The following is a 21,027-nucleotide window of genomic DNA, read 5'->3' as shown; positions in this document are numbered from 1 at the left end:
CGCTCGGCTACCGGCGCTTGGAACTCCTTCCTCGCGCGGAGGGTAAGGAGCGTCACAATGGGTAGTAGGTTTGTGACATGGTGCGTGGTGATCGTGTCGATAGCGTCGAGTACGCCCGGCGGGTCAACGCCGCCGCGGATCTGGTCGGGGCGGGTGCGCCCGTGGCCGCAGCCGCCCGCACGTTGGCGAGTAGGTACGGGGTGTCGGTGCGTCAGGCACGCCGGTATCTGGAGCAGGCCATGGCCGCTGGACATCTCGAAGTCCCCGAGTCGAGCGTGGTGTTCACTGTCAAGCTGCCGGAATCGCTGGCAGGACAGATCCGCGCCCGTGCCCACGAGAGCGACCGGGCGATCTCCGCGGTGGTGGCCCAGGCCCTGGCCGAATTCCTTGAGCGGGGTGCCCCGGAGGGGCGGCCGGGCAGGTGAGCGGCCGGCCGGTGGAGGTGGAGGCGGTCTTCGACCGTCATGCGGCGGCGGACTTGTCCGCGGCCTATGCGGCGTTGGTTCCGCAGCGGCGGGCCCGGATACGGGATCGCCTGGAGCAGGCAGGAGTGAGCGATGACCAGCGTGGCGATCTACGCCCGGGTGTCCTCGGCCCGGCAGAAGAAGGACCAGACGATCAGCTCGCAGACCGCGGCCCTGCGCGCGCACGTCGCAGAACAGCGTCTTGAGCTGCCCGAGGAGTGGGTGTTCGAGGACGAGGGGCACTCCGGGGCGACCCTGGTGCGGCCCGCGCTGGAGCGGTTGCGCGACCTGGTCGCCCAGGTCGGCGTGGATGTGGTGCTGTGCTATGCGCCCGACCGCCTCGCCCGCAAGTTCGCTTACCAGGCCCTGCTGGTCGAGGAGTTCGCCCGGGCAGGCACCCGGGTGGAGTTCGTCCGCGGCCCACGCGGCGACAGCCCCGAGGACCAGCTGATGGTCCAGTTCCAGGGCATGTTCGCCGAGTACGAGAAGGCCCAGCTGATGGAACGCTACCGGCGCGGGAAGACCTACCGGGCCCGCTCGGGGGCGGTGAACGTGCTGGGCGGAGCCCCGTTCGGCTACCGCTACCTGCGCAAGACCCCCGAGTGCGGGGCCACCTACGAGATCGTCGAGTCCGAGGCGGCGCTGGTGGTCGAGCTGTTCCGCCGCTATACCGACGACGGGGTCTCCATCGCGGACCTGACCCGCTGGCTCACCGACAGCGGCACTCCCACCCGCACCGGCAAGACCCGCTGGGACCGCAGCGTGGTCTGGGGCATGCTCAAAAACCCCGCCTACCAAGGGCAGGCAGCCTTCGGCAAGACCCAGATCCTCCACGAGTCCCCGGGCCTGAACCGCCGGGCCCGCCTGGAGGGCCGCAGTACTCCGCGCGCCGTCAAGACCGCCGACCGCCCCCGCGAGGAGTGGATCACCATCCCCGTTCCCGCGCTCGTCACCCCGGCCACCTTCGAACGCGCCGCCCAGCGGCTCGCCGACAACAAGCGCTTCGCTTCGCGCAACAGCAAGGTCCCCTCCCTGCTTCAGGGGCTGTCGGCGTGTGTGAGCTGCGGATACGGCTACTACCGCACCTCGACCACTACTTCCTCCGGCAAGAAGATCTACTACTACCGGTGCCTGGGCTCCGACGACTACCGCTACGCGGGCGGCCGGGTCTGCACCAACAAGCCCGTCCGCGCCGACTACCTCGACACCGTCGTCTGGGACCACATCATCGGCATGATCGCCGACCCGCACCTGATCCGGTCCGAGATCGACAAGCGGCTGGACCGTGCCCGCACCTCCGACCCCGCCACCCGCCAGCGCAGCCGTCTCGAACTGGCCCTGGCCAAGGCCACCGCAGCGATCACGCGCATGATCGAGGCGTTCCAGGAACAGCTCGTCACCATCGATGAACTGCGGGCCCGGATGCCCGGCCTGCGGGCCCGGGAGAGTAACCTGCGTGGCCAACTCGACGCGCTGGAAGCCCAGCTCGCCGACCGCGACGCCTACCTCAAGCTCGCTGACGACCTCGAAGGCTTCCTCGCCCAGCTCCGCGAGAACGCTGGGACAGCCGAGGTCCCCGAGCGCCAGCGCGTCCTGAGGCTCCTCGTCAAGGACGTCCTCGTCGGCCCCGAGAAGATCACCATCCGGCACCGCATACCCGTGCGTGAGCGCACCGCCGACGACCAGCATCAAGATCAAGACGCTACGGAGGGTGACTCATGCCCGAGTTACCCATTGCGTTGGGGGCGTGATCAGCCCCGCGCTGATGAACGTGGCTCTGCACGGAATGGAGGAGGCCGCCGGGGTGCGGTATCACGCGAGCGGCATCCACGCCGGGAGCGTGATGCGCAAGAGCCCCGTGCTGGTGAGGTACGCAGACGATCTGGTGGCGATGTGCCACAGCCGTGAGCAGGCCGAGGAGGTCAAGCAGCGGCTCGCCGCCTGGCTGGAACCCAGAGGGCTCGCCTTCAACGAGGACAAGACGCGCATCGTGCGCCTCACCGAGGGCTTCTGCTTCCTGGGCTTCCACGTCCGGCTGTATCGCAACCGGAAACTGCTGATCAAACCCAGCAAGGCGTCCGTGAAACGGATCCGGAAACGGCTCGCCGCCGAGATGTGGGACCTGCGCGGGTCCAATGCCGAGGCGGTGATCAGGACCCTCAACCCGATCATCCGGGGCTGGTCCGCCTACTTCCGGATCGGGGTGTCCAGCAGGGTCTTCAGCTCGCTGGACTTCTACGTGTGGCAGCTCGCCTACAAGTGGGCCAAGCACGAACACGCGAACAAGCCAAAGGACTGGATCGTGCACCGCTACTTCGGAGAGTTCAACCCCCGCCGGGGTGACCGGTGGGTCTTCGGAGACCGCGGCAGCGGACGGTTCCTCACCAAGTTCGCGTGGACGAAGATCGTCCGGCACCAGCTCGTCAAGTTCGGGGCGTCTCCGGATGACCCGGCACTGACCGAGTACTGGGCCCGGCGGCGGCGCAAGGACGTGATCCCGCTGATCGACAAGGCCGACTGGCACCTGCTCAACCGCCAGAACGGCCGCTGTCCGCTCTGCGGGGCTCTTCTGCTGCACGCTGACCATCCGCCGTCCAGCCCCATCGCGTGGGAGCAGTGGCTGCGGGCGACCCGCAAAGCGATCAGCCGCAAGGCGATCGTCATCACCGGGCCGGGCACACCGGACGCCCCACCCGCCCAACTCCTGCACGCCCACTGCCGACAACGGCTTGTCACCGCCACCGGCAAGGGGCCCAGCCTTCTGCCCGCCCGTGAGCCATAGGGCCTGCTTGAGCCGTGTGCGGGGCCAACCCGCCCGCACGGTTCTCAGGGGGCGGCGGCGCGGCAACGCGCCGCCGCTACCCGACAGGCACTCGACATCACCGGCATCCGCCGGGCCCGCTACCGCGGGCTGCCGAAAGTCCGCCTCCAGCACGCCTTCTCCGCCACCGCGATCAACGTCGTCCGCCTAGACGCCCACTGGACCGAGCATCCACTGGACCGCAGCCGCACCAGCAACCTCACCCGCCTCAGCTACCGACTCACAGCCTGACCACCCACCCGGAATTGCGCACCAGAGTCCTGGAGGGCGGCAAAGTCGGCGTGAGCCCGCTCGACGACCTCGGGGTATACCTGGGCCGCCGGCTTTATCCAGGGTTCGAACCCACTGCGCGCAGGTCAGGCCGGATACTGCGGCTTCAGGCACGTGAGGCAAGTGGGACCGGCTGCGGGGACCGGTGGTGCAGCCGATAGCGGCTGCACCACCGGTCCCCACAGCCGAACGGCACGTTCTGATCGGACGGAGGGACGGACCCCGTCGGCCGTCCCTCCGTCCGTACCGCGCCCAGCGATCAGGCGGCGATGAACTCGGCCACGAGCCCGTCACGCAGCGTCAGGTGGGCGCCGTTGAAGCGGGACCTCATGCGCCGGTCGTGGGTGACGACGACCACCGTGCCCTGATAGCCGGTCAGCGCCGCCTCCAGTTCCTCGACGAGCGCGGGCGAGAGGTGGTTCGTGGGCTCGTCCAGCAGCAGCAGGTCCACCGGCTCGGTCACCAGCCGGGCCAGTTCGATGCGGCGCCGCTGCCCGTACGACAGCTCCTCCACCCGCTGCCGCAGGTCGTCCGGGCTGAACAGCCCGAGCGAGAGCAGCGCCTCGGTGTGCTCGTCGATGTCACCGACCCGTCCAGTGCTGAAGGCATGAAGCACCGTCATCCCCGTCGGCCATGGCGCCTGTTCCTGCCTCAGATGCCCCACCCGCCCCGACACCCGCACCGATCCGCTGTCGGGTGTCAGCTCCCCGGAGAGCACCCGCAGCAGCGTCGTCTTGCCGGCCCCGTTGGGGCCGGTGATCAGCAGCCGTTCACCGGGCCCGAGGCGCAGGGAGTCGATGCCGAGCCGGTCGCCCACCCGTACGTCGGTGAGCTCGGCCACCGTCTCCTCCGTTTGCGCGGCCTCGGTGGTGATCTCCGCGGCGAAGGTGAGCGGCTCGGGCGGCGGCGCGACGGGGTTCTCGGTCAGCCGTGCGACCCGTTCCTTGGCGTTGCGGATCCGCACCATCGCGCCGTGGCCCCGCCCGCGCATCCGGAACTGCCCGGCGCCGAAGACGGCGAAGGGAAGCTTGCGCGGGATGTTGTCCAGCCGTGCCACGTTGGACGTGATCAGCTCGCGACTGCGGTCCAGTTCGGCGCACCACTGCTCGTACTCCAGCAGCCGACGCTGTCGTTCGGCCGCCTTGGCCGCCAGATAGCCCTCGTAGCCGTTGCCGTAGCGCGCCACCGTGCCGGAGTCGACTTCCAGGATCGTCGTCGTGAGCCGGTCGAGGAACAGCCGGTCGTGGGTGACTGCGACGACGGTGCCCTTGTGCCCCCGCAGGTGTTCCTCCAGCCAGCCCACGGCCCGGTCGTCCAGGTCGTTGGTCGGCTCGTCCAGCAACAGCAGTTCGGGTTCCGAGGCCAGAGTCGCGGCCAGGGCGAGGCGCGACCGCTCGCCGCCGGACAGGGTGCCCAGCCGCCTGCCGCGGTCCAGCCCGGGCAGCCCGAGTCCGTGCAGCGCGATCTCCACCCGGGAGTCGGCCTCGTAGCCGCCCCGGGCCTGGTACCGGTCGACCAGCACGGCGTAGCCCTCCAGGAGGGTGGTGAGTTCGGCATCCTGCTCTTCCTGGTGTGGCCTTTCGGCCAGTTCGGACTCGACCTGGCGCATGCCCTCCTCCAGTTCCCGCAGGTCAGCCAGGGCCAGATCGACGACGTCCTGGACCGTGGCGTCCAGCGGCAGCTCCAGTGTCTGGGCCAGATAGCCGACTCCACCGGGCGCGACCACCGTGAGCGCACCGTTGTCGGGCTGTTCCTGCCCGGCGATGAGCTTGATCAGCGTGGACTTGCCAGATCCGTTGTCCCCGATGACACCTACCTTCTCGCCCGGCTTGATCGTGACACCGATCCGGTCGAGTACGACGTGGCCCTGGTAACGCTTGGTGATGTCATGCAGGGCGAGTTGTGCTGTCGACACGCAGGAGTCCTCCTGATCGTCACTGGGTTGAGTGATGTATCGCCGCGCACACAGAAGACCGTCGGGAGCGGATCCGTTCGGTGGGAATACCGCACGGCGAAGGATCGCGGTGCGGTTGTTTCCTCAGGGGTGCACGGCGGGGCGCGGTGACGGAGCCAGGCTCGACGTCCCACACCTTCGCGGACCACACGTACCGATCACAGGGAACCCATGCCGCCAGCGTAGGCGGTACGAGGCTGCACCGGCAACCGGTCTGGCCGGAGCCCCGGGTGGGAGGGCTGGGTCCGCCCCCGGCCCTCCCACCCGGGTCACGGCTGGGGGTAGGCCCGTAGCACGGACGCCAGTTCCGGCCACACCCCCGCCTTGAGCAGGGTCCCTTGCTCGGTGTGTTCGGCCGAGAGCACCTCGCCCTCCTGGTGGGCCCGCGAGGCCAGGCCGCCCTGGGTGTAGGGGACCATGGCCTCAATCTCCACCTCGGGGCGCGGCAGCTGGACGTCGCTAAGGTCCCGCAGGGCCTCGATACCGTCTCCGGTGCGCGCGGAGACGGCGATCGAGCCTGGTTCCGCCTCCAGCAGGCGGAAGAGCACGTCCGGGTCGGCGGCGTCTGCCTTGTTGACGACCACGACCTCCCTGATCCCGCCCGCGCCGACCTCCGCCAGGACCTCCCGGACGGAGGCGAGTTGCGCCTCCGGTTCCGGGTGCGAGCCGTCCACCACGTGCAGCACCAGGTCCGCGTCCGCCACCTCGTCGATCGTGGAGCGGAACGCCTCGACGAGGTGGTGCGGCAGGTGCCGTACGAAGCCGACGGTGTCGGCGATGGTGTAGGTGCGGCCGCTCGGGGTCTCCGCGCGGCGCACCTTCGTGTCCAGGGTGGCGAACAGCGCGTTCTCCACCAGCACTCCGGCGCCGGTCAGCCGGTTCAGCAGGGAGAACTTGCCGGCGTTGGTGTATCCGCGAGGGCGACCGACAGCACCTTGTTGCGCCGCCGCTCCTCGCGCTTGACGTCCCGTCCGGTCTTCAACTGGGCGATTTCCCGGCGGAGTTTGGCCATCCGCTCGTGAAGCTGCCGCCGGTCGGTCTCGATCTTCGTCTCGCCGGGTCCGCGGGTCGCCATGCCGCCCCCAGCTCCGTCGCCCATCTGCCCGGGACATCGGCTGACCCCAGCCGCGCAGCCTGGGGAGCATGTACTGCATCTGGGCCAGTGCCACCTGAGCCTTGCCCTCGCGGGACTTGGCGTGCTGAGCGAAGATGTCCAGGATCAGCGCGGTACGGTCCACGACCTTGACGCGTACGACGTCCTCGAGGTGGACCAGCTGGCTGGGGCTCAGTTCTCCGTCGCATGCGACCGTGTCGGCACCGGCCTCCTCTATGATCTCGCGCAGCTCCGCGGCCTTGCACGATCCGATGTAGGTCGCGGGGTCGGGCTTCTGTGGGGTGCACTCGCTGGCCGACCCGCTGCCGATCAACACCGCCGACGAGGGCATGGGCCGTATCGCCTTCCTCCTCCTGGCCCTGTTCGCCGAAATGGAGCGCAGCTTCACCGCCGAACGCGCCGCTCACGCCCGCGCCGTCGCCGAAGCCGCCGGCCGCCGCATCGGCCGCCCTGTCGCCCACCCCTCCGACAAGATCGAGTACGCGCGGCTCCTCAAGGGCCAGGGTGCCGGCTGCGGCGAGATCAGTGCCAAGACCGGCATCCCCAAGACCTCCCTGCACCGCTACCTACAGGGATGACCGCGGCAAGAAGCGGCAAATCCGCGGCTGGCGCACTGCTCGCCCCGCCGACTGTGGCCACGCCGCGGCCGCCGCCCGGCCGCGAAGTAGGTTCTTGACCCTCTCACCGCGTCAGGTGGTCAACTCGGAGACATCATGTTCACCATCGGAGACTTCGCCAGACACGGCCGCGTATCGGTCCGGATGTTGCGTCACTACGACGCGACCAGCCTACTGCGCCCGGCCCACGTCGACCCGGCCACCGGGTACCGCTACTACACGGCCGCCCAGCTGGCCCGCCTCAACCGCGTCATCGCGCTCAAGGACCTCGGCTTCACCCTCCAGCAGGTCCAGGAGATCCTGGACGAGAAGGTCACAACCGAGGAACTGCGCGCCATGCTCCGGCTGCGACGGGCCGAACTGGAGGCTGCAATGACGGCTGCGGCTGCCCGGCTGGTCCAGGTCGAGGCGAGGCTACGCTCGATCGAGAGCGAGGGGCAGATGCCCAGCAACGACGTTGTACTGAAAAGCCTGCCGAGCGTTCGGGTGGCCGAACTTACCGGTGTGGCACCGGACTTCGACACCATCGGGCCGGTTATCCAGCCGCTGTACGGCGAGCTGTTCCGGCATCTGGAGGCGGCGGGCATCGCTCCCTCCGGGCCCGGTATCGCCTACTACGAGGACGCTCCGGACGGCGGGGTCCTCATCCACGCGGGCGTCTAGGTCTCTGTGCCCCTCAGGGAGGATGACAGGCTGCGGATCGTGGCCCTGCCGCCCGTTGAGCAGGCGGCGACCATCGTGCACCGCGGCTCGATGGAGACCGTCCTACCCACTATCCAGACCCTGGGCCGCTGGATCGACGCCAATGGCTACCGCTCGACCGGCTACCTGCGGGAGGTCAACCTGGAGTGCCCCGACAACCACGACGAGTGGGTGACCGAGCTCCAGGAACCGGTGACCAAGGCCTGATGAGAGAGGGGTCAGCCGGCACCCTGGCTGACCCCAGCATGATCCGCCGTCAGCGAGTGCAGCCAACTTCGGACATCAGCGCAGCCGACTTCGAAAGCTGACAATCGGGCGTGAGATCCATAGCGGGAGTCTCTCAGAACGGCCTCGCACAATACGCCAGTTCCGAGATGACTTTTGCGAACGGTGACCTGCGAAAACGTGATCGCCTCCGGGGCTCTCGCAGAACTCTCACAGATGGTCATTTGTGAGAATCACGCAGCGCCCGGCCGTGGCCGCTGCGCTCGGGTACGCGGGCCGAACTGTTCCGTGTACAGAAGCCCCGGCCGCGCCTGACGGTTCAGCCCATGAGGGTGTTGAGCCAGCCGGTCAGCAGACGGTTGATCTCCTCGGGGCGTTCCTGCTGGATCCAGTGGCCGCAGCCCTCTACGAGGTGGGAGGCGGTCAGGCCGGGGAGGGTGGTGGGGAAGGCGTCGATAGCGTCGGACATCCAGGTGGTGGAGGCGTCCAGGGCGCCGCCGATGAACAGGGACGGCTGCTTGATCGGGGCGCCGCGGTGGGGGGCGAGGTCTTCCCAGTCGCGGTCCACGTTGCGGTAGCGGTTGAGGGCGCCGGTCAGACCCGTGCGCTCGAACTCCCCGGCGTAGACGTCGAGGTCGTCCTCGGTCAGCCAGGCCGGGAGGATGCCGGTGGGAAAACGGTCACGCAGCTGGCCGCCGTGGGCGACGAAGTGCGGGTCGGGCTCGCCCTGGGCGGGCATGGTGTCGGCGGACAGGGCGGCGTAGAAGCCCGCGATCCAGCCCCGCACGTCAGGCTCGATCTCCGTCTCGGTGCGGCCGGGCTCCTGGAAGTAGGAGACGTAGAACTCCTGCTCGGGGCCGCCGATCTGGCCGAAGATGTCGGTGGGGCGGGGGCCGCCGGGTGGCGCGTACGGGACGCTCAGCAGGGCGACGGCCCGGAAGACCTCGGGGTGGAGCAGGGCGGAGGCGGCGGCGATGTTGGAGCCCCAGTCGTGGCCGACGACCACCGCGCTCTCCTCGCCGAGGGCGTGCACGAGGGCGACGTTGTCCTCCACCAGGTCCAGCATCCGGTAGGCGTCGGTCGCCGCAGGCTTGGAGGAGCGGCCGTAGCCGCGCACGTCGATCGCCACCGCCCGGTAGCCGGCCGCGGCGAGTGCCGGGAGCTGGCGGCGCCAGGAGTACCAGGACTCGGGGAAGCCGTGCACGAGCAGGACCAGCGGGCCGGTGCCCTGCTCGACCAGGTGCAGGCGCCCGGCCGGGGCCCCGACGGTGCGGTGGCGGAGTGCGGCGGACGGCTCGGGCTGCATGGGGGCTTCTCCTCGGTTCGCGGGTGGACGCAGGTACGCATCGATCATGCGGCGCGGCGACCGTCCGACGCGATTACCCTTGCCAGTCTGGCAAACTTGCAGGACAGGATGGTGGAGCGGCGCGTCCGGAAGGGGGCGGAGCGGGTGACAGGCGACGACGTGGCCGACACGCTGGCGGCGATGGGCCCCCGGCTGCGGGCCGCGCGCGAACACCGCGGCTCCACGCTCACCGGCGTCAGCCGCGCGACCGGCATCTCCCCGAGCACGCTGTCGCGGATCGAGATCAGCCGACGCAAGCCCACCCTGGAAGTGGTGTTGCAGTTGGCGAAGGAGTACGGCGTCTCCCTGGACGAGCTGGCCGGCACCGCCCCCGCCGCCGAGCCCCGCACCTCCGCGCTCCGGCGTTTCGGCGACGACAAGGCGGTGCTGCCGCTGACCCGGTACGTCGGGGGCCTGCACGCCCACAAACACGTCCTGCCCGCCGTCCAGGAGCCGCCCGCGCGGCCCCGGCAGGTCTCCCACGACGGCTGGGAATGGCTGTGCGTCCTGTACGGGCGGCTGTGGCTCGCACTCGGCGAGCAGGACCTCGTCCTGAGTGCCGGGGACGTCGCCGAGTTCGACACCCGCAATCCCCACGGGGTCGCGAACGCCGGCCCCGGCGGCCCGGTCGAGTACCTGATCATGTTCGGGCCGCAGGGAGAGCGCCTGCGACCGCGCACCCCGCCCGCCCCCGGCCTCAGGGCCCGGTAGCAAGCAGAGAACGAACGGCCTGACGTCCTGGATATGTCCGGGATGTCAGGTCTCTTCCTCGTTGTCCTCAGCGGCGTCGGGGTCGCAGAAGGGGCGCAGGCTCTGGCCGGGGCGCTGGCCTTGATGTGGAACAGGTAGCGGCTCGATCCTTCCAAAAGATCGAGCCTCGATCAAACCCGGAACGGTTCAGAAGGAACGACACCGGAACCGGAAACCCCTATGCAGAGTGGCCTCACGTCTCTGGGGGAGGTGGCATGCCGATATCAGGCGGACGGGCCGGTTTCACGACTCGGGGCACTGCCCATGATCCTGGTGAAGGCTGCCGGTTCCTCGTCGTATCCGCGGATGCCCGGGCGGAAGGTCCACGCTCCGGAGTTGTCGCGTACGAACTCGCCGACCTTCGCCGCCGTCGCCTCCAGGACACCGCCGAAGTCGTCCTCGGCCAGGACGGTGTAGCCCTCGCGCAGGCGCAGGCCGCGGCTGAGCACGCCGGCGAACGTCCTGCGGCTGGCGTTCTGGTGGATGACAACGCCGACCACCACACGCGCGTACCGGCTGTCGAGGCGGTCGAGCTCCAGCGTCATGACCTCGTCCCAGCCGAGGCCCTTGCCGTCTTTGCTGTCACGGTTGAGGTAGATGGTGCCGTCTGGGGAGCGGCTGTCCCAGTGCACTATGTAGGAGGGGTCTCCGTAAGGGGCAGCCGCCAGGTAGGTCGCGGCGACGATGTCGAGGTGGCTGGCCGGTTCACCGATGGGGCTCGGAGCCCACTTCAGCGCGACCTCGATCTTGAGAATGTCCTTGCTGGTGCTGTTCAACAGCCCCGTCTCCCTCGTATCCACGTGCTTTCCATCCCAACTTCTTTGAGACCAAGGATGATTGTCCATCGTGCCACGTCCCGGCGGGGCGGGGCGCGCGGTCGAGGTCGGCGAGCAGACGTTCGGCGTCGGTCATCAGTGATCCGTACACGTGCCAGGCGCCCGGCTCGGTCAGTGTGCCCTGCTCGATCTCGCCGGTCATCATCGTGTGCCACGCGGCGGCGTCGTCGATGGCCCGGCGCAGTCGCTCGCGGGCGTCGTCCTGGGCCGGACCCTCGGCCGGGCCGGGGTTGGCGAAGCATGCCACCGCCTCGCCCGCCGCCTCCAGGGTCGCCGCGTAGCGGTCGAGGAACATCTGCCCCAGGCGGTGGTCGTCGACGGCGTCGGCCAGCGTCCGGGCGATGCCGCGGACCTGGAAGGTGATCCGGTGCAAAGCCCGCAGGGCCTCGCCGTGGCCCGACAGCTCGCGTCGTCCGCGTACGACGACGCACCGAGTGTTCCAGCGCAGGCTCTCCTGACTCTCACGGACGTCCTCGTGCGCCCGCACCGCCAGGTCCTCCAGGCGTCTGCCCTTCTCCAGCCAGGTGTGCGCACGGTCGGCGGGTTGCCGTTCCCTCAGCCCGGCCCATGTCGACGAGCAGCTCCCCCAAGGCCACGGCCAGACCGCGTACCGCGGAGTCGGAGGCGCTCAGGTGCACGGGCGGCAGGATGACGGCGTTCACCGCGATCCCCACCGCCGCTCCGGTCAGCGTCGCAAGGGTCAGCGCGACCACATGGCCCACGGGAACGGCCGTCGCCGCGGCCAGGGCCAGCACCGCCGTCGAGGCGACCTGCAGACGGCCGTCCGACCCCCGCCGCCCGGCCACGACCAGCGCGATCGCCGGGATGACGGCGGCGCTCCCCGCAGCCGGGCCCAGCAGCCACATGACGGCCACGGCCACCGCCAGCCCGGCCGCCCGGGCGGCCGGGCTGCGCAGCGCCTGTGTCACCGACCGATAGACGGTGGGGGCGCTGACCATGGCCAGCGCGGTGGCCACGGCGAGATACCGCTGCTCCCGCGGCAACCACCACGAAGCGGCCTGCCAGGCCAGGAGGGTCGCGATCAGGACCTTGGCGGTCCGTACCGCTGCCGGCCGTATCGTCGCGGACCGTATCGCCGCAAGCCATACCGACCGGACGACTCGCGGCGGCCACCAGGCCCGACCCGCGTTCCGCCACCACACGGCGACGGCCTGACCTCGCGCGAGGACGTGTGCTGTCATGCTTTCGGCTCCGGCTTCGTCCTTCATCCGCGACGGCGCTGCGCCGCTCATCCGATCGGCAGCCGCCGACGCCCCCTCTTCGCGGAGCGCTCGGCGGCCTCCGGCATCTGCCCCCTCGCCCCGGCCCGCCGCGAAGGCAGCTTCCCCGAGGTCCTCGCGGCGGGTACGTTCAGGACGCCCCGTTCAGGAACCGGTCGAGGTGGCCGTCCAGGTCCAGTGCCTCGGCCTCCTGGGTGGCGGGCACCAGCTGGTAGGTGCGCAGCAGTCAGTGCTTGAGGGCCGGGAGCGGAGCGATGAGGTGGGCGGAGCCGCCCGGAGAAGTCAGGAGAAGGCGCAGGAGGGCATTTGGGCCGGTCCCGGTAGGCCGTACCCGCACGTCGCCCTCTCCGCTGGGTGCCAGCATTCCCCGGGCGAGCAACTCGCGTGAGATGCCCCAGAGTACGGGGCCTCGGACGAGGTCATGGAAGAGGAACTCCACCACCAGCGGGTCCTGCGACTTGTACAGCAGGTGGGCTGGTACCGGGAGCCGTGCGCCCAGGGGCGACACGAGCTCCATGTCGAGCATGTGGTCTACGCAAGTGATCAGGGCTTTGTGTTGGTTCGGGGGCCGGGGCGGCGCCTGGGCTCTGGTGGCGGTGGTTGCGGGGCCTTCGCGCGGGGCGGGGGCGGCATGCGGTGTCATGGCCGTTGCTGTCCGTTGAGCGGCCATGACACCGCATGCCGCCCCCGCGGTGCCCGCCCGCATGTGTGCGGGGGGTGATTCGGGCCGTGTCACTTGCCCATCGGTGTGCGGCGGCCCGGGTGGTGATGTTCCTGGGGTCCGCGATTCTCAGCGGTGTGAACGGTCGTGGTGTTCCAGGCTGTCCCAGTAGGTGTGTCCGTGGTTCTCGGCCCAGCGGATCTGGTCGAGGACCCACTGGCGACGGTCTTCGTCGATCCGTGCCTGGTAGCCGTGGCGGTCGTCGTGCCGGACCCCGTGGCGGCCTCCATCGCGATCCTGCTTCCAGTGGCCACGGCCGTCGCTGCCCCGGCCGCCGAGTGCGCTGTGCCGGTCCCTGCTGTGGTTGTCGTGCCGGTCCTCGTTGTGGTGGTCGGTGATTCGGACGGTGGATACGGCGCCCGGCTGGGTGCTGCTCGGGTGCGTCGCCGCCGAGGCGGTGCCGCCGGTGGCGAGAAGCCCGGCTGCGGCGATGGCGGTCGAGGTGATCGCGACGACAGTCCGACGAAGAGTCCCGCTTGTCATGATTTCCTGTCTTTCCCCACCCTGCGATGTGAATGGGTGAGTTAGTGATTGTTTGCCTTGCTGACGTTGAAGACACTAACTCCAAATGGTTGAACAATGAACTACTTCTGGTGGGTGAGGTCCACCACGCGCCGAAGAGCCGTTGCGTCGGAATATTCGCGCGAAACCCGATGTTGCGAGCCGGTTCCCGGGCGGCTCGGCCTGCGCGCACCGGGCGAGGAGGCGCCGTTCGGCGGCCGCGCACCGGTCCCAGCTGCGGGGGCGCCTGAGCGCGGCGGCGGCAGCGGCGGACGGCGAGTACCAGGGCAACGACGAGCTGTTCGTCGACCCCGACTTCGGGGCGCCCAGGCTCAAGGCCCGCCGGGCGGAGAAGTCGCGCGGGGGCGCGCAGGTGCTGGAGCAGGCCGTCAAGGAGCGGATGCGCGAGTGCACCCTGCTGGGGATCGTGGCCCGCACCGCGATTGCCCGTGCGCCCGTCGGTACGGGCGAGCACACGGCGCGAGCGAGGGTGCCTGGCGCTCCGGCCTCCGGGGTCGGTCGATCGGGGTGGTGGCCGCCTGGCGGTCCTCCGGCAGCGCAGCGATCCGCTCCGGCGCCACGTGCTGGACGTGTCGGCCGTCGCGGTGGGTGACTGTGCGACCCGGGCACACCGCAGCCCGGGTATGCGGGGTGCGTACCCGGGCTGCGCGGTGGGGCCTCGCGATGGATGGCCCCGGTGTCAGGCCGTGAGGGTCTTGTGGAGTGCGTCGAGGCCGTCGCCGTAGATGCCGGTGAAGAGGTCGACGACTTCGTCGTCGGTGGCGTTGTCGGGGTTGAAGCGGCCGGACCACTGGACCTCGGCGATGTCGTCGCGGCCGGGAACGGTGTGGACCCGGATGGTGGAGACGTAGCCGTTGACCGGGAACGGGGCCTGGAGGATGGCGTAGCTGTAGTGGCGCTCGGCCTCGTTGAAGTCCACGAGACGCTCGATGATGACCTCGCCGTTCGGGTTCTTCAGTCGACGGACCCGGCCGCCTTGGAGCGGGGTGCTCTCGAGGATGTAGGGGAGCCAGTCGGGCAGGGCGTCGAAGCCGCCGATGAGGCTCCAGACCTTGTCGGGGGAGGCGGGCGCTATGCGGCTGACGGAGGTGGAAGCCATGTATTTTTCTCCTGGATCCCGGTGCTGTGGTGGGGGTTTCGGGTTGTGTGGTCAGGCGCCGTTGGGCAGCGGGGCGGCCGGGCTGACCAGGCCGGCGGTGCGCAGCTCGTGCCAGAACGCGGCCGGGACGGTCTCGTTCAGGGCGGCGACGTCCTCGGCGATCCGGCTCGGGCGGGTCGCGCCGGGAACGGCGGCGGCGGCAACCGGGTGGGCGAGGGAGAACTGGAGGGCGGCGGCCTTGATGGAGACGTCGTGCTTCTGGGCCAGGGCCTTCAGGCGGGAAACCTTCTCGACGATCTCCGGCGGGGCCGGCTGGTACTCGAAGTGGGCGCCGCCGGCGAGGACGCCGGAGCTGTAGGGGCCGCCGACGACCATGTCGACGTTCTGCTCCTGGGCCATGGGCAGCAGCCGCTGCAGGGCGTGCTCGTGGTCGAGGAGGGTGTAGCGGCCGGCGAGGAGGAATCCGTCCGGCTGCGGCTCGTCGAGGGTGAGGGTCAGCTCGATGGGCTCGGTGCGGTTGACGCCGAGGCCCCAGGCCTTGATGACGCCCTCGTCGCGCAGCCGGGACAGCATCCGGAAGGCGCCGGTACGGGCCTCCTCGAACTTCTGCAGCCACAGGTCGCCGTGGAAGTCCTGGGCGATGTCGTGGACCCAGACGATGTCGAGCCGGTCGGTGCCGAGTCGCTTGAGGCTGTCCTCGATGGAACGCTCGGTGGCCTCGGCGGTCCACACGTGGAGCATCTTGTTGGGATTGCCGTGCTCGAACAGGCCGCCCTTCTCGCCGAGGTCGCGGGCACCCTCCTCCAGCTCGTCGAGGATGACCCGGCCGACCTTGGTCGACAGGACGTAGGCGTCGCGGGGCTTGGTGGACAGGACCTCGCCCAGGCGGGACTCCGAGAGGCCGGCGCCGTAGAACGGGGCGGTGTCGTAGTAGCGGATGCCCTGGTCCCAGGCGGCCTCGACCGTGGCGGTGACCTCCTCGTCGGGGATCGCGCGGAACATGTTGCCGAGCGGGGCGGTGCCGAAGCCGAGCCGGCCGGGAAGGATTTCCTTGAGGGACATGACAGTGCCTTTTCGATCAGTGGAGCCAGGGTGTGACGGCATCCCCAGCACGGGGGTGAGAGGCATGAGTGAACGGATGCCTCTGCGGTTGGCGGCTCTGCCGGCGGAGCCGTGGCAGTGGATGCACGGCGGCGTCTTGTCAGGGCCGGACGTACGGCGCAGATAGATGCAGAAGCGCCTTATTGGTGAGAACAATAATTGCAGACGCCTGGTAATGCAAGGCTTTGCCGCACCGCGCCGGTGTCACGGGCTCGGGCGCCGGGCGCTTGAGGCACGGTCTTCCCCGCCGTCAACCTCACTGCGATCCGCGCGGGCTCGCAAGGCGAAGGCGACCGAATGATGACCGCCCGACTACGCCGACGACGGCGCGCCGCATCCCAGCGCCTCGCGCAGGGCGGCCACACTGGTCGGGCGGGCCTTCGCCAGCAGCTTCAGGCCGTCCTCGCTCACGCTGGTGTAGATGCCGCGACGGTCGATGGGGCACAGGCAGCGGGAGAGCAGCCTCAGTTCAAGGGGTTCATACGCGAGGTCCTGGCGAAGGGAAGTGCGGCAGGACGTCCTCGGCGAGCTCGTGCAGCACGTCGTCGACGGGCCGCTCGTTGGGCCGCAGGTTCAAGGAGACATGGGCGACGCCGAGATCGGCCATCTGCCCCAGGTGATCGACCAAGGCCTTGCTCCCGGTGCTGAGTACCAGCCGGATGGGCTGCGGCGGGGCGTCGGGCTCCTCCCGCAGGCGCAGCACCATGGGCGTGAGGTGCGGCTTGCCGCCGCCCGCGGTGAGCCGTTGCCGCTCGCGAGTCTTCAGGCGCAGGGCGCCGAGGTCGCTGGGTCCTTCCGGGGCGGGGGACGGCGCCCCGTTCCGGGCGGTCTGCCCGGAACGAAGCGGCGGGGTGTACGGGCCGAGCCATACAGCTCGGGAGCCGTATCGGTGACCGTGTGCCGGCTCGGACGTGCGGCTCAGTTGAACTGGTCCGGGTGGGGGCCGGTGCGCAGGTCGCGGTCGGTGGCGGCGATCGCGGCCATGTCCTCGTCGGTGAGCTGGAAGCCGAACACGTCGAGGTTCTGGCGGATGCGGGACGGGGTGACCGACTTGGGGATGACGATGTTGCCGAGCTGAAGGTGCCAGCGAAGGACCACCTGGGCGGGGGACTTGCCGGTGCGCTCGGCGATCGTGGTGATCGCCGGATCGCTCAGGACGGCGCCCTGGGCGAGCGGGCTCCACGCCTCTGTGGCGATGCCGTGCTCAGCATGGAAGGCGCGCAGCTCGGCCTGCTGCAGGCCGGGGTGCAGTTCGACCTGGTTGACCGCCGGGACGAGCTCGCTGTTGTCCAGCAGCCGCTGGAGGTGGGCGGGTTGGAAGTTGGAGACGCCCGCCGCCCCGATGCGGCCGTCGGCGGCCAGGCGCTCGATGGCCCGCCAGGAGTCCAGGTAGAGGTCGCGGGCCGGGGTGGGCCAGTGGATCAGGTAGAGGTCGATCCGGTCCAGGCCCAGCTTGGCGAGGCTGGCGTCGAAGGCACGCAGGGTGGAGTCGTAGCCCTGCTCGGCGTTCCAAAGCTTGGTGGTGACGAACAGGTCCTCGCGCGGCAGTCCGGAGGCGGTGAGGGCCCGGCCGACGCCGGTCTCGTTGCCGTAGATCGCCGCGGTGTCGATGCTGCGGTAGCCGGCCTCCAGGGCGGCGGAGACGGCGGCGGTGGTCTGGTCGTCGGGGACCTGGAAGACGCCGAAGCCGAGCTGGGGGATCTCGACGCCGTTGTTCAGCTTCACGGTGGGGATGGTGGTCATGGTGTCTGGCTCTTTCAGTCGGTGCGGTCGGTGAGGGTGTAGTGGACGGTCTGGGTGCTGATGAGGCCGTCGCGGAAGACGAAGGTGTCGATGCCGTCGGTGACCTGGTGGGCGGGGGTGGACGCGCTCCACCGGAGGAACAGCACCTCGCCGGCGAACTGCGGGGTGAGCTGCCAGTCGGCGTCCGGAAGATCGGCCAGCAGGCGGCCGATGACCTGCCTGACCCCGTGCCACCCATGGGACACCCCTGCGGGGGTGATCAGGACGGCTTGGTGTAGTTCGCGGCGATCAGGTCGAGGTCCCCGGTGCCGAGCCGCTTCCCGTGGTCGGCGAAGACCTCCTGCGGGGTGCGGGTCATCGGGCGAGTTCCTTCAGAGCGGCGGTGGCGAAGGAGTGGTCCTGCTCGGGCGCGCCGCCGCCGACACCCACCGCGCCGATCAGACGGCCGTCGCGGTGGACGGGGACGCCACCGGCGATGAACAGCAGCGGCCGGTCGAGCGCGGTCGGCAGGGAGTGGAACGGCCCCTCGGGCTTCACGAGGTCGACCAGGTCGGCGGTCGGCGCGTCGAGCTGCAGGGCGGTGTAGGCCTTGCGGGTGCCGGTCTCGCCGGAGATCAGGACGGCGCGGTCGTCGCGGCGGAAGGCGAGCAGGTGCCCGCCCGCGTCCAGGACGGTGACGCTGACCGGGACCCCGGCCTCCTCGGCGGCGGCCCGGGCGGCCGCGATCAGAGTCTCGGCGGCGGCGGTGGTCAGCGGGGTGACGGCGGTGGTGCTCATGAGGGGGGTTCTCCTGGGCGAGGGGGATGCGGAAGGAGGGGAGGTCAGTGGTGGACGGGGGCGGGGACGGCGGCCGCGGTCCCAGGCGCGGGGGTGCGGCGCTCCAGGGCGGCGGACCAGACGGCGAGGACCAGCGCGGCGGCGGCGAGGACGGCGCCGACCCAGTTCGGGGCGGTGTAGCCGAGGCCGGCGGCGATGACGAGACCGCCCAGCCAGGCGGCGAGCGCGTTGCCGAGGTTGAAGGCACCGATGTTGACCGCCGAGGCCAGCGTCGGCGCACCGTGGGCCTGGTCGAGGACGCGCTTCTGGAGTGGCGGGACGGTGGCGAAGCCGAGCGCCCCGACGAGCAGGATGGCGATCGCGGCGAGGATCTTGTTGTGCGCGAACACGGTGAACAGTGCGAGCACCACGGAGAGCCCGCCGAGGGTGGTGTACAGCATCGGCATCAGCTTGCGGTCGGCGTAGCGGCCGCCGAGCAGGTTGCCGAGGAACATGCCGACGCCGAACAGCACCAGCAGCCAGGTGACCGCACCGTCCGAGTAGCCCGCCACACGGGTCATCAGCGGGGCGATGTACGTGATCGCGGCGAAGACACCGCCGAAGCCGAGCACCGTCATCGCCATCGCGAGCAGCACCTGCGGGTTACGGAACGCAGTCAGCTCCCCGCGCAGGCGCGCGCCCTCGGGCCGGGGCATGGCGGGTACGAGCCTGACGATGCCGAGCAGGCCGACCACGCCGAGCGCGGCGACGACGGCGAACGTGGTGCGCCAGCCCACTGCCTGCCCGATGAACGTGCCCAGCGGCACGCCGACAATGTTCGCAATGGTCAGCCCGGTGAACATGGTGGCGATGGCGCCGGCCTTCTTGTCGGGGGCGACCAGGTCGGCGGCGACCACCGAGCCGATCCCGAAGAAGGCGCCGTGGGCCAGCGAGGTCACGATCCGGCCGGTGAGCATCAGCGGGAAGCTCGGTGCGAGCGCGGAGAACAGGTTGCCGACCACGAACAAGCCCATGAGCAGGATCAGCATCGTCTTGCGGCTGATCCTGTTGCCGAGCACGGTCATCAGCGGGGCGCCGATGACCACGCCGAGCGCGTAGCCGGTGACCAGCAGGCCGGCGGTGGGGATGGACACGCCGTAGTCTGCGGCGATCTCGGGCAGCAGGCCCATGATCACGAACTCGGTGGTCCCGATCCCGAAGGCCCCGATGGCCAGAGCGAGAAGTGCGAGAGGCATGGCGCCACTTTCCGTGCGATTGTTAGTGCGTCTTACGAGCCTCGACAATAATTGCATACGCGCTATAAGTGCAAGGGCGGGCATTCCTCCTGGGTCTTGGATTCCAGTGGCGCTCGGGACTCGGTGGCGCGCCGGTGCCGCCCGCCCGCCCCGGTCCGACGCGAGATGCTTGCAAGAGCCTTATGCGGGCTCTGGCTGATATTTCCAGGAAGGGCTTATCCTGGACTCCAGTCGCATCCAGAAGGAGTCCCGGACCCATGACCGCCACGGATCCCGCGCTGACCGCCCTTGCCAACGGATGGGCAGCCCTCTCCCTCCTGTACGGCAGGATCGAGGCGCACATCGAGCGCGCCCTGCAGTCCGAGCACGGCCTGAGCGTGCGGGAGTACTCGCTGCTCGACGTGCTCAGCCGCCAGCACGACGGCGAGGGCGGGCACCTGCAGATGAAGCAGGTCGCCGACGCGGTGGTGCTCAGCCAGAGCGCCACCACTCGCCTGGTCTCCCGCCTGGAGGACCGTGGCCTGCTCTCCCGCTACCTGTGCCCGACCGACCGCCGCGGCATCTACACCGATGTCAGCGACGCGGGCCTGAAGCTCATCCAAGAGGCCCGGCCGACCAACGACACCGCCCTCGGAAAGGCGCTCGACGAAGCCGCCAAGAACCCCGAGCTGGCTCCCCTGGTCACGGCAGTCGAGGCGATGAACCCGACGCGTCGGCACCCCGATCCCCTTCCGGCACAGTGAGAGGTAGCGTTCACCCTGCCCTTCGCGGGAGGAGGGAGAGATGCCGGCCGTTGATCCGGTGACGCGGACCCTCGACGACATCGACCTCACCGGTGTCTTCATGGCATGCGCAGCATGATCCCGCTCATGAAGGGGCGAGGGGGTGGCTCGATCGTCAACATCTCCTCGTCGGCGGGCCCGATGGGCCTGGCGATGACCGTTGTTACGGAGCCGCCAAGTGGGGCGTGCGCGGGCTGACCAAAGTCGGCGCGGTGGAGCTGGGCACGGCGAGGATTCGCGTCAATTCGATGCATCCGGGCATGACGTACGCCCCCATGACCGCGCATGTCGGCATCGAACCGGGCGAGGGAAAGTACCCGAACACCCCCATGGGCAGGGTCGGCGAAGCCCCGGAGATCGCGGAGGCCGTCGTCTTCCTGCTGTCGGACGCGGCCTCGTACATCACGGGTGCCGAGCTGGCCGTGGACGGTGGAGGGTGGGCCACGGGCCCTACGGTGCAGCGGCTCGCCGGGAGGTGACGCGGGCTTCGGCCGCCCCCCAGCCGCAGGCCGGACAGATTCGTCCGATCCGCCGTGAGCCTCCGTATTGCACCCTTCGGCGCAGTCACACAGCTTCGTCTCGCTGACAGGCCGAGGCGGACGCCGGTGAGCGTGACGACCGGCAGACCACCGACGAGCGAGCGGAACTCGCGGCGCTGCGCAAGGAGAACGCTGCCCCGGCAGCGGCCGGGGCAGGCTCTGGGTACCC

Annotated in this window: 19 protein-coding genes and 5 pseudogenes; 8 read left to right on the top strand and 16 right to left on the bottom strand. The window is 69.9% G+C overall.

The window, feature by feature from the left end; translation table 11 throughout:
* Positions 1–77 precede the first annotated feature (77 nt).
* From OG306_RS01640 to OG306_RS01630, 3 genes and pseudogenes are all read left to right on the top strand, one after another.
* Positions 78–425 carry a hypothetical protein gene (locus OG306_RS01640; protein WP_266744339.1) on the top strand — a complete coding sequence of 116 codons (348 nt, stop codon included), beginning with the start codon at positions 78–80 and terminating at the stop codon, positions 423–425.
* 132 nt (positions 426–557) lie between these two features.
* Positions 558–1,679 (top strand): annotated as a pseudogene (locus OG306_RS01635) (recombinase family protein); the annotation flags it as partial.
* A 550-nt stretch (positions 1,680–2,229) separates the two neighbouring features.
* Positions 2,230–3,246: a group II intron maturase-specific domain-containing protein gene (locus tag OG306_RS01630; protein WP_323187864.1), complete on the top strand. Its 1,017-nt coding sequence runs from the start codon at positions 2,230–2,232 to the stop codon at positions 3,244–3,246.
* 568 nt (positions 3,247–3,814) lie between these two features.
* On the opposite strand, the gene car(A) is transcribed toward OG306_RS01630, so the two are convergent.
* Together car(A) and hflX are read right to left on the bottom strand one after the other, a co-directional pair.
* Positions 3,815–5,470, bottom strand: coding sequence for an ABC-F type ribosomal protection protein Car(A) (gene car(A) / locus OG306_RS01625; protein WP_327259572.1), 1,656 nt, complete (start codon positions 5,468–5,470; stop codon positions 3,815–3,817).
* A 308-nt stretch (positions 5,471–5,778) separates the two neighbouring features.
* Positions 5,779–6,897 (bottom strand): annotated as a pseudogene (gene hflX, locus OG306_RS01620) (GTPase HflX); the annotation flags it as partial.
* Positions 6,898–6,904: 7 nt separating this feature from the next.
* Between hflX and OG306_RS01615 the strand changes: the two are divergent.
* Together OG306_RS01615 and OG306_RS01610 are read left to right on the top strand one after the other, a co-directional pair.
* Positions 6,905–7,201, top strand: a complete 297-nt coding sequence (locus OG306_RS01615) for a helix-turn-helix domain-containing protein (RefSeq protein ID WP_327259573.1) — start codon at positions 6,905–6,907, stop codon at positions 7,199–7,201.
* 135 nt (positions 7,202–7,336) lie between these two features.
* Positions 7,337–8,149: pseudogene (locus OG306_RS01610) on the top strand (MerR family transcriptional regulator).
* 337 nt (positions 8,150–8,486) lie between these two features.
* Here the strand turns inward: OG306_RS01610 and OG306_RS01605 are convergent.
* The gene (locus tag OG306_RS01605; RefSeq protein ID WP_327259574.1) at positions 8,487–9,473 is read right to left on the bottom strand and encodes an alpha/beta fold hydrolase; all 987 of its coding nucleotides are present in this window, start codon (positions 9,471–9,473) and stop codon (positions 8,487–8,489) included.
* Positions 9,474–9,617: 144 nt separating this feature from the next.
* Here OG306_RS01605 and OG306_RS01600 point away from each other — a divergent pair, with 144 nt between their 5' ends.
* A complete protein-coding gene (locus OG306_RS01600; RefSeq protein WP_266908859.1) occupies positions 9,618–10,223 on the top strand; it encodes a helix-turn-helix domain-containing protein in 606 nt (201 codons plus the stop codon).
* 263 nt (positions 10,224–10,486) lie between these two features.
* Here the strand turns inward: OG306_RS01600 and OG306_RS01595 are convergent, their stop codons facing one another.
* The 13 genes and pseudogenes from OG306_RS01595 to OG306_RS01535 form a co-directional block, all read right to left on the bottom strand.
* Positions 10,487–11,038 carry a TerD family protein gene (locus OG306_RS01595; RefSeq protein ID WP_266752915.1) on the bottom strand — a complete coding sequence of 184 codons (552 nt, stop codon included), beginning with the start codon at positions 11,036–11,038 and terminating at the stop codon, positions 10,487–10,489.
* Positions 10,968–11,585, bottom strand: a complete 618-nt coding sequence (locus OG306_RS01590; protein WP_266752917.1) for a hypothetical protein — start codon at positions 11,583–11,585, stop codon at positions 10,968–10,970. Before OG306_RS01590 ends, OG306_RS01595 begins: the two co-directional genes overlap by 71 nt.
* Positions 11,560–12,300: an aromatic acid exporter family protein gene (locus tag OG306_RS01585; RefSeq protein WP_266752918.1), complete on the bottom strand. Its 741-nt coding sequence runs from the start codon at positions 12,298–12,300 to the stop codon at positions 11,560–11,562. The genes OG306_RS01590 and OG306_RS01585 overlap by 26 nt, the downstream gene beginning before the upstream one ends.
* Positions 12,301–12,565: 265 nt before the next feature.
* Entirely contained in the window at positions 12,566–12,865 is a 300-nt protein-coding gene (locus tag OG306_RS01580) for an SsgA family sporulation/cell division regulator (RefSeq protein ID WP_266752920.1), read from the bottom strand.
* Positions 12,866–13,129: 264 nt separating this feature from the next.
* The gene (locus tag OG306_RS01575; protein ID WP_266752922.1) at positions 13,130–13,543 is read right to left on the bottom strand and encodes a hypothetical protein; all 414 of its coding nucleotides are present in this window, start codon (positions 13,541–13,543) and stop codon (positions 13,130–13,132) included.
* Between the two features lie 718 nt (positions 13,544–14,261).
* A complete protein-coding gene (locus OG306_RS01570; RefSeq protein WP_266908855.1) occupies positions 14,262–14,681 on the bottom strand; it encodes an SRPBCC family protein in 420 nt (139 codons plus the stop codon).
* 51 nt (positions 14,682–14,732) lie between these two features.
* Positions 14,733–15,743, bottom strand: coding sequence for an aldo/keto reductase (locus OG306_RS01565; RefSeq protein ID WP_266908853.1), 1,011 nt, complete (start codon positions 15,741–15,743; stop codon positions 14,733–14,735).
* 351 nt (positions 15,744–16,094) lie between these two features.
* Positions 16,095–16,244: pseudogene (locus tag OG306_RS01560) on the bottom strand (MarR family transcriptional regulator); the annotation flags it as partial.
* Positions 16,245–16,260: 16 nt separating this feature from the next.
* Positions 16,261–16,488, bottom strand: a complete 228-nt coding sequence (locus OG306_RS01555) for a hypothetical protein (protein ID WP_266752929.1) — start codon at positions 16,486–16,488, stop codon at positions 16,261–16,263.
* Between the two features lie 212 nt (positions 16,489–16,700).
* Entirely contained in the window at positions 16,701–17,525 is an 825-nt protein-coding gene (locus tag OG306_RS01550; RefSeq protein ID WP_266908851.1) for an aldo/keto reductase, read from the bottom strand.
* Positions 17,526–17,539: 14 nt separating this feature from the next.
* On the bottom strand, positions 17,540–17,770 hold the full coding sequence (locus OG306_RS01545; RefSeq protein WP_327259575.1) for a hypothetical protein: 231 nt from the start codon (positions 17,768–17,770) through the stop codon (positions 17,540–17,542).
* 109 nt (positions 17,771–17,879) lie between these two features.
* The gene (locus OG306_RS01540) at positions 17,880–18,302 is read right to left on the bottom strand and encodes a GlcG/HbpS family heme-binding protein (protein ID WP_266752931.1); all 423 of its coding nucleotides are present in this window, start codon (positions 18,300–18,302) and stop codon (positions 17,880–17,882) included.
* Between the two features lie 44 nt (positions 18,303–18,346).
* Entirely contained in the window at positions 18,347–19,537 is a 1,191-nt protein-coding gene (locus tag OG306_RS01535) for an MFS transporter (RefSeq protein ID WP_266752932.1), read from the bottom strand.
* Positions 19,538–19,794: 257 nt separating this feature from the next.
* On the opposite strand from OG306_RS01535, the gene OG306_RS01530 reads away from it, so the two are divergent.
* A complete protein-coding gene (locus OG306_RS01530; protein WP_266752934.1) occupies positions 19,795–20,280 on the top strand; it encodes a MarR family winged helix-turn-helix transcriptional regulator in 486 nt (161 codons plus the stop codon).
* Positions 20,281–20,344: 64 nt separating this feature from the next.
* Positions 20,345–20,798: pseudogene (locus OG306_RS01525) on the top strand (SDR family oxidoreductase); the annotation flags it as partial.
* Between the last annotated feature and the right edge of the window lie 229 nt (positions 20,799–21,027).

This window comes from Streptomyces sp. NBC_01241, from assembly GCF_041435435.1.
Lineage (GTDB): Bacteria > Actinomycetota > Actinomycetes > Streptomycetales > Streptomycetaceae > Streptomyces.
This window is presented reverse-complemented; position numbering and strand designations above follow the sequence as displayed.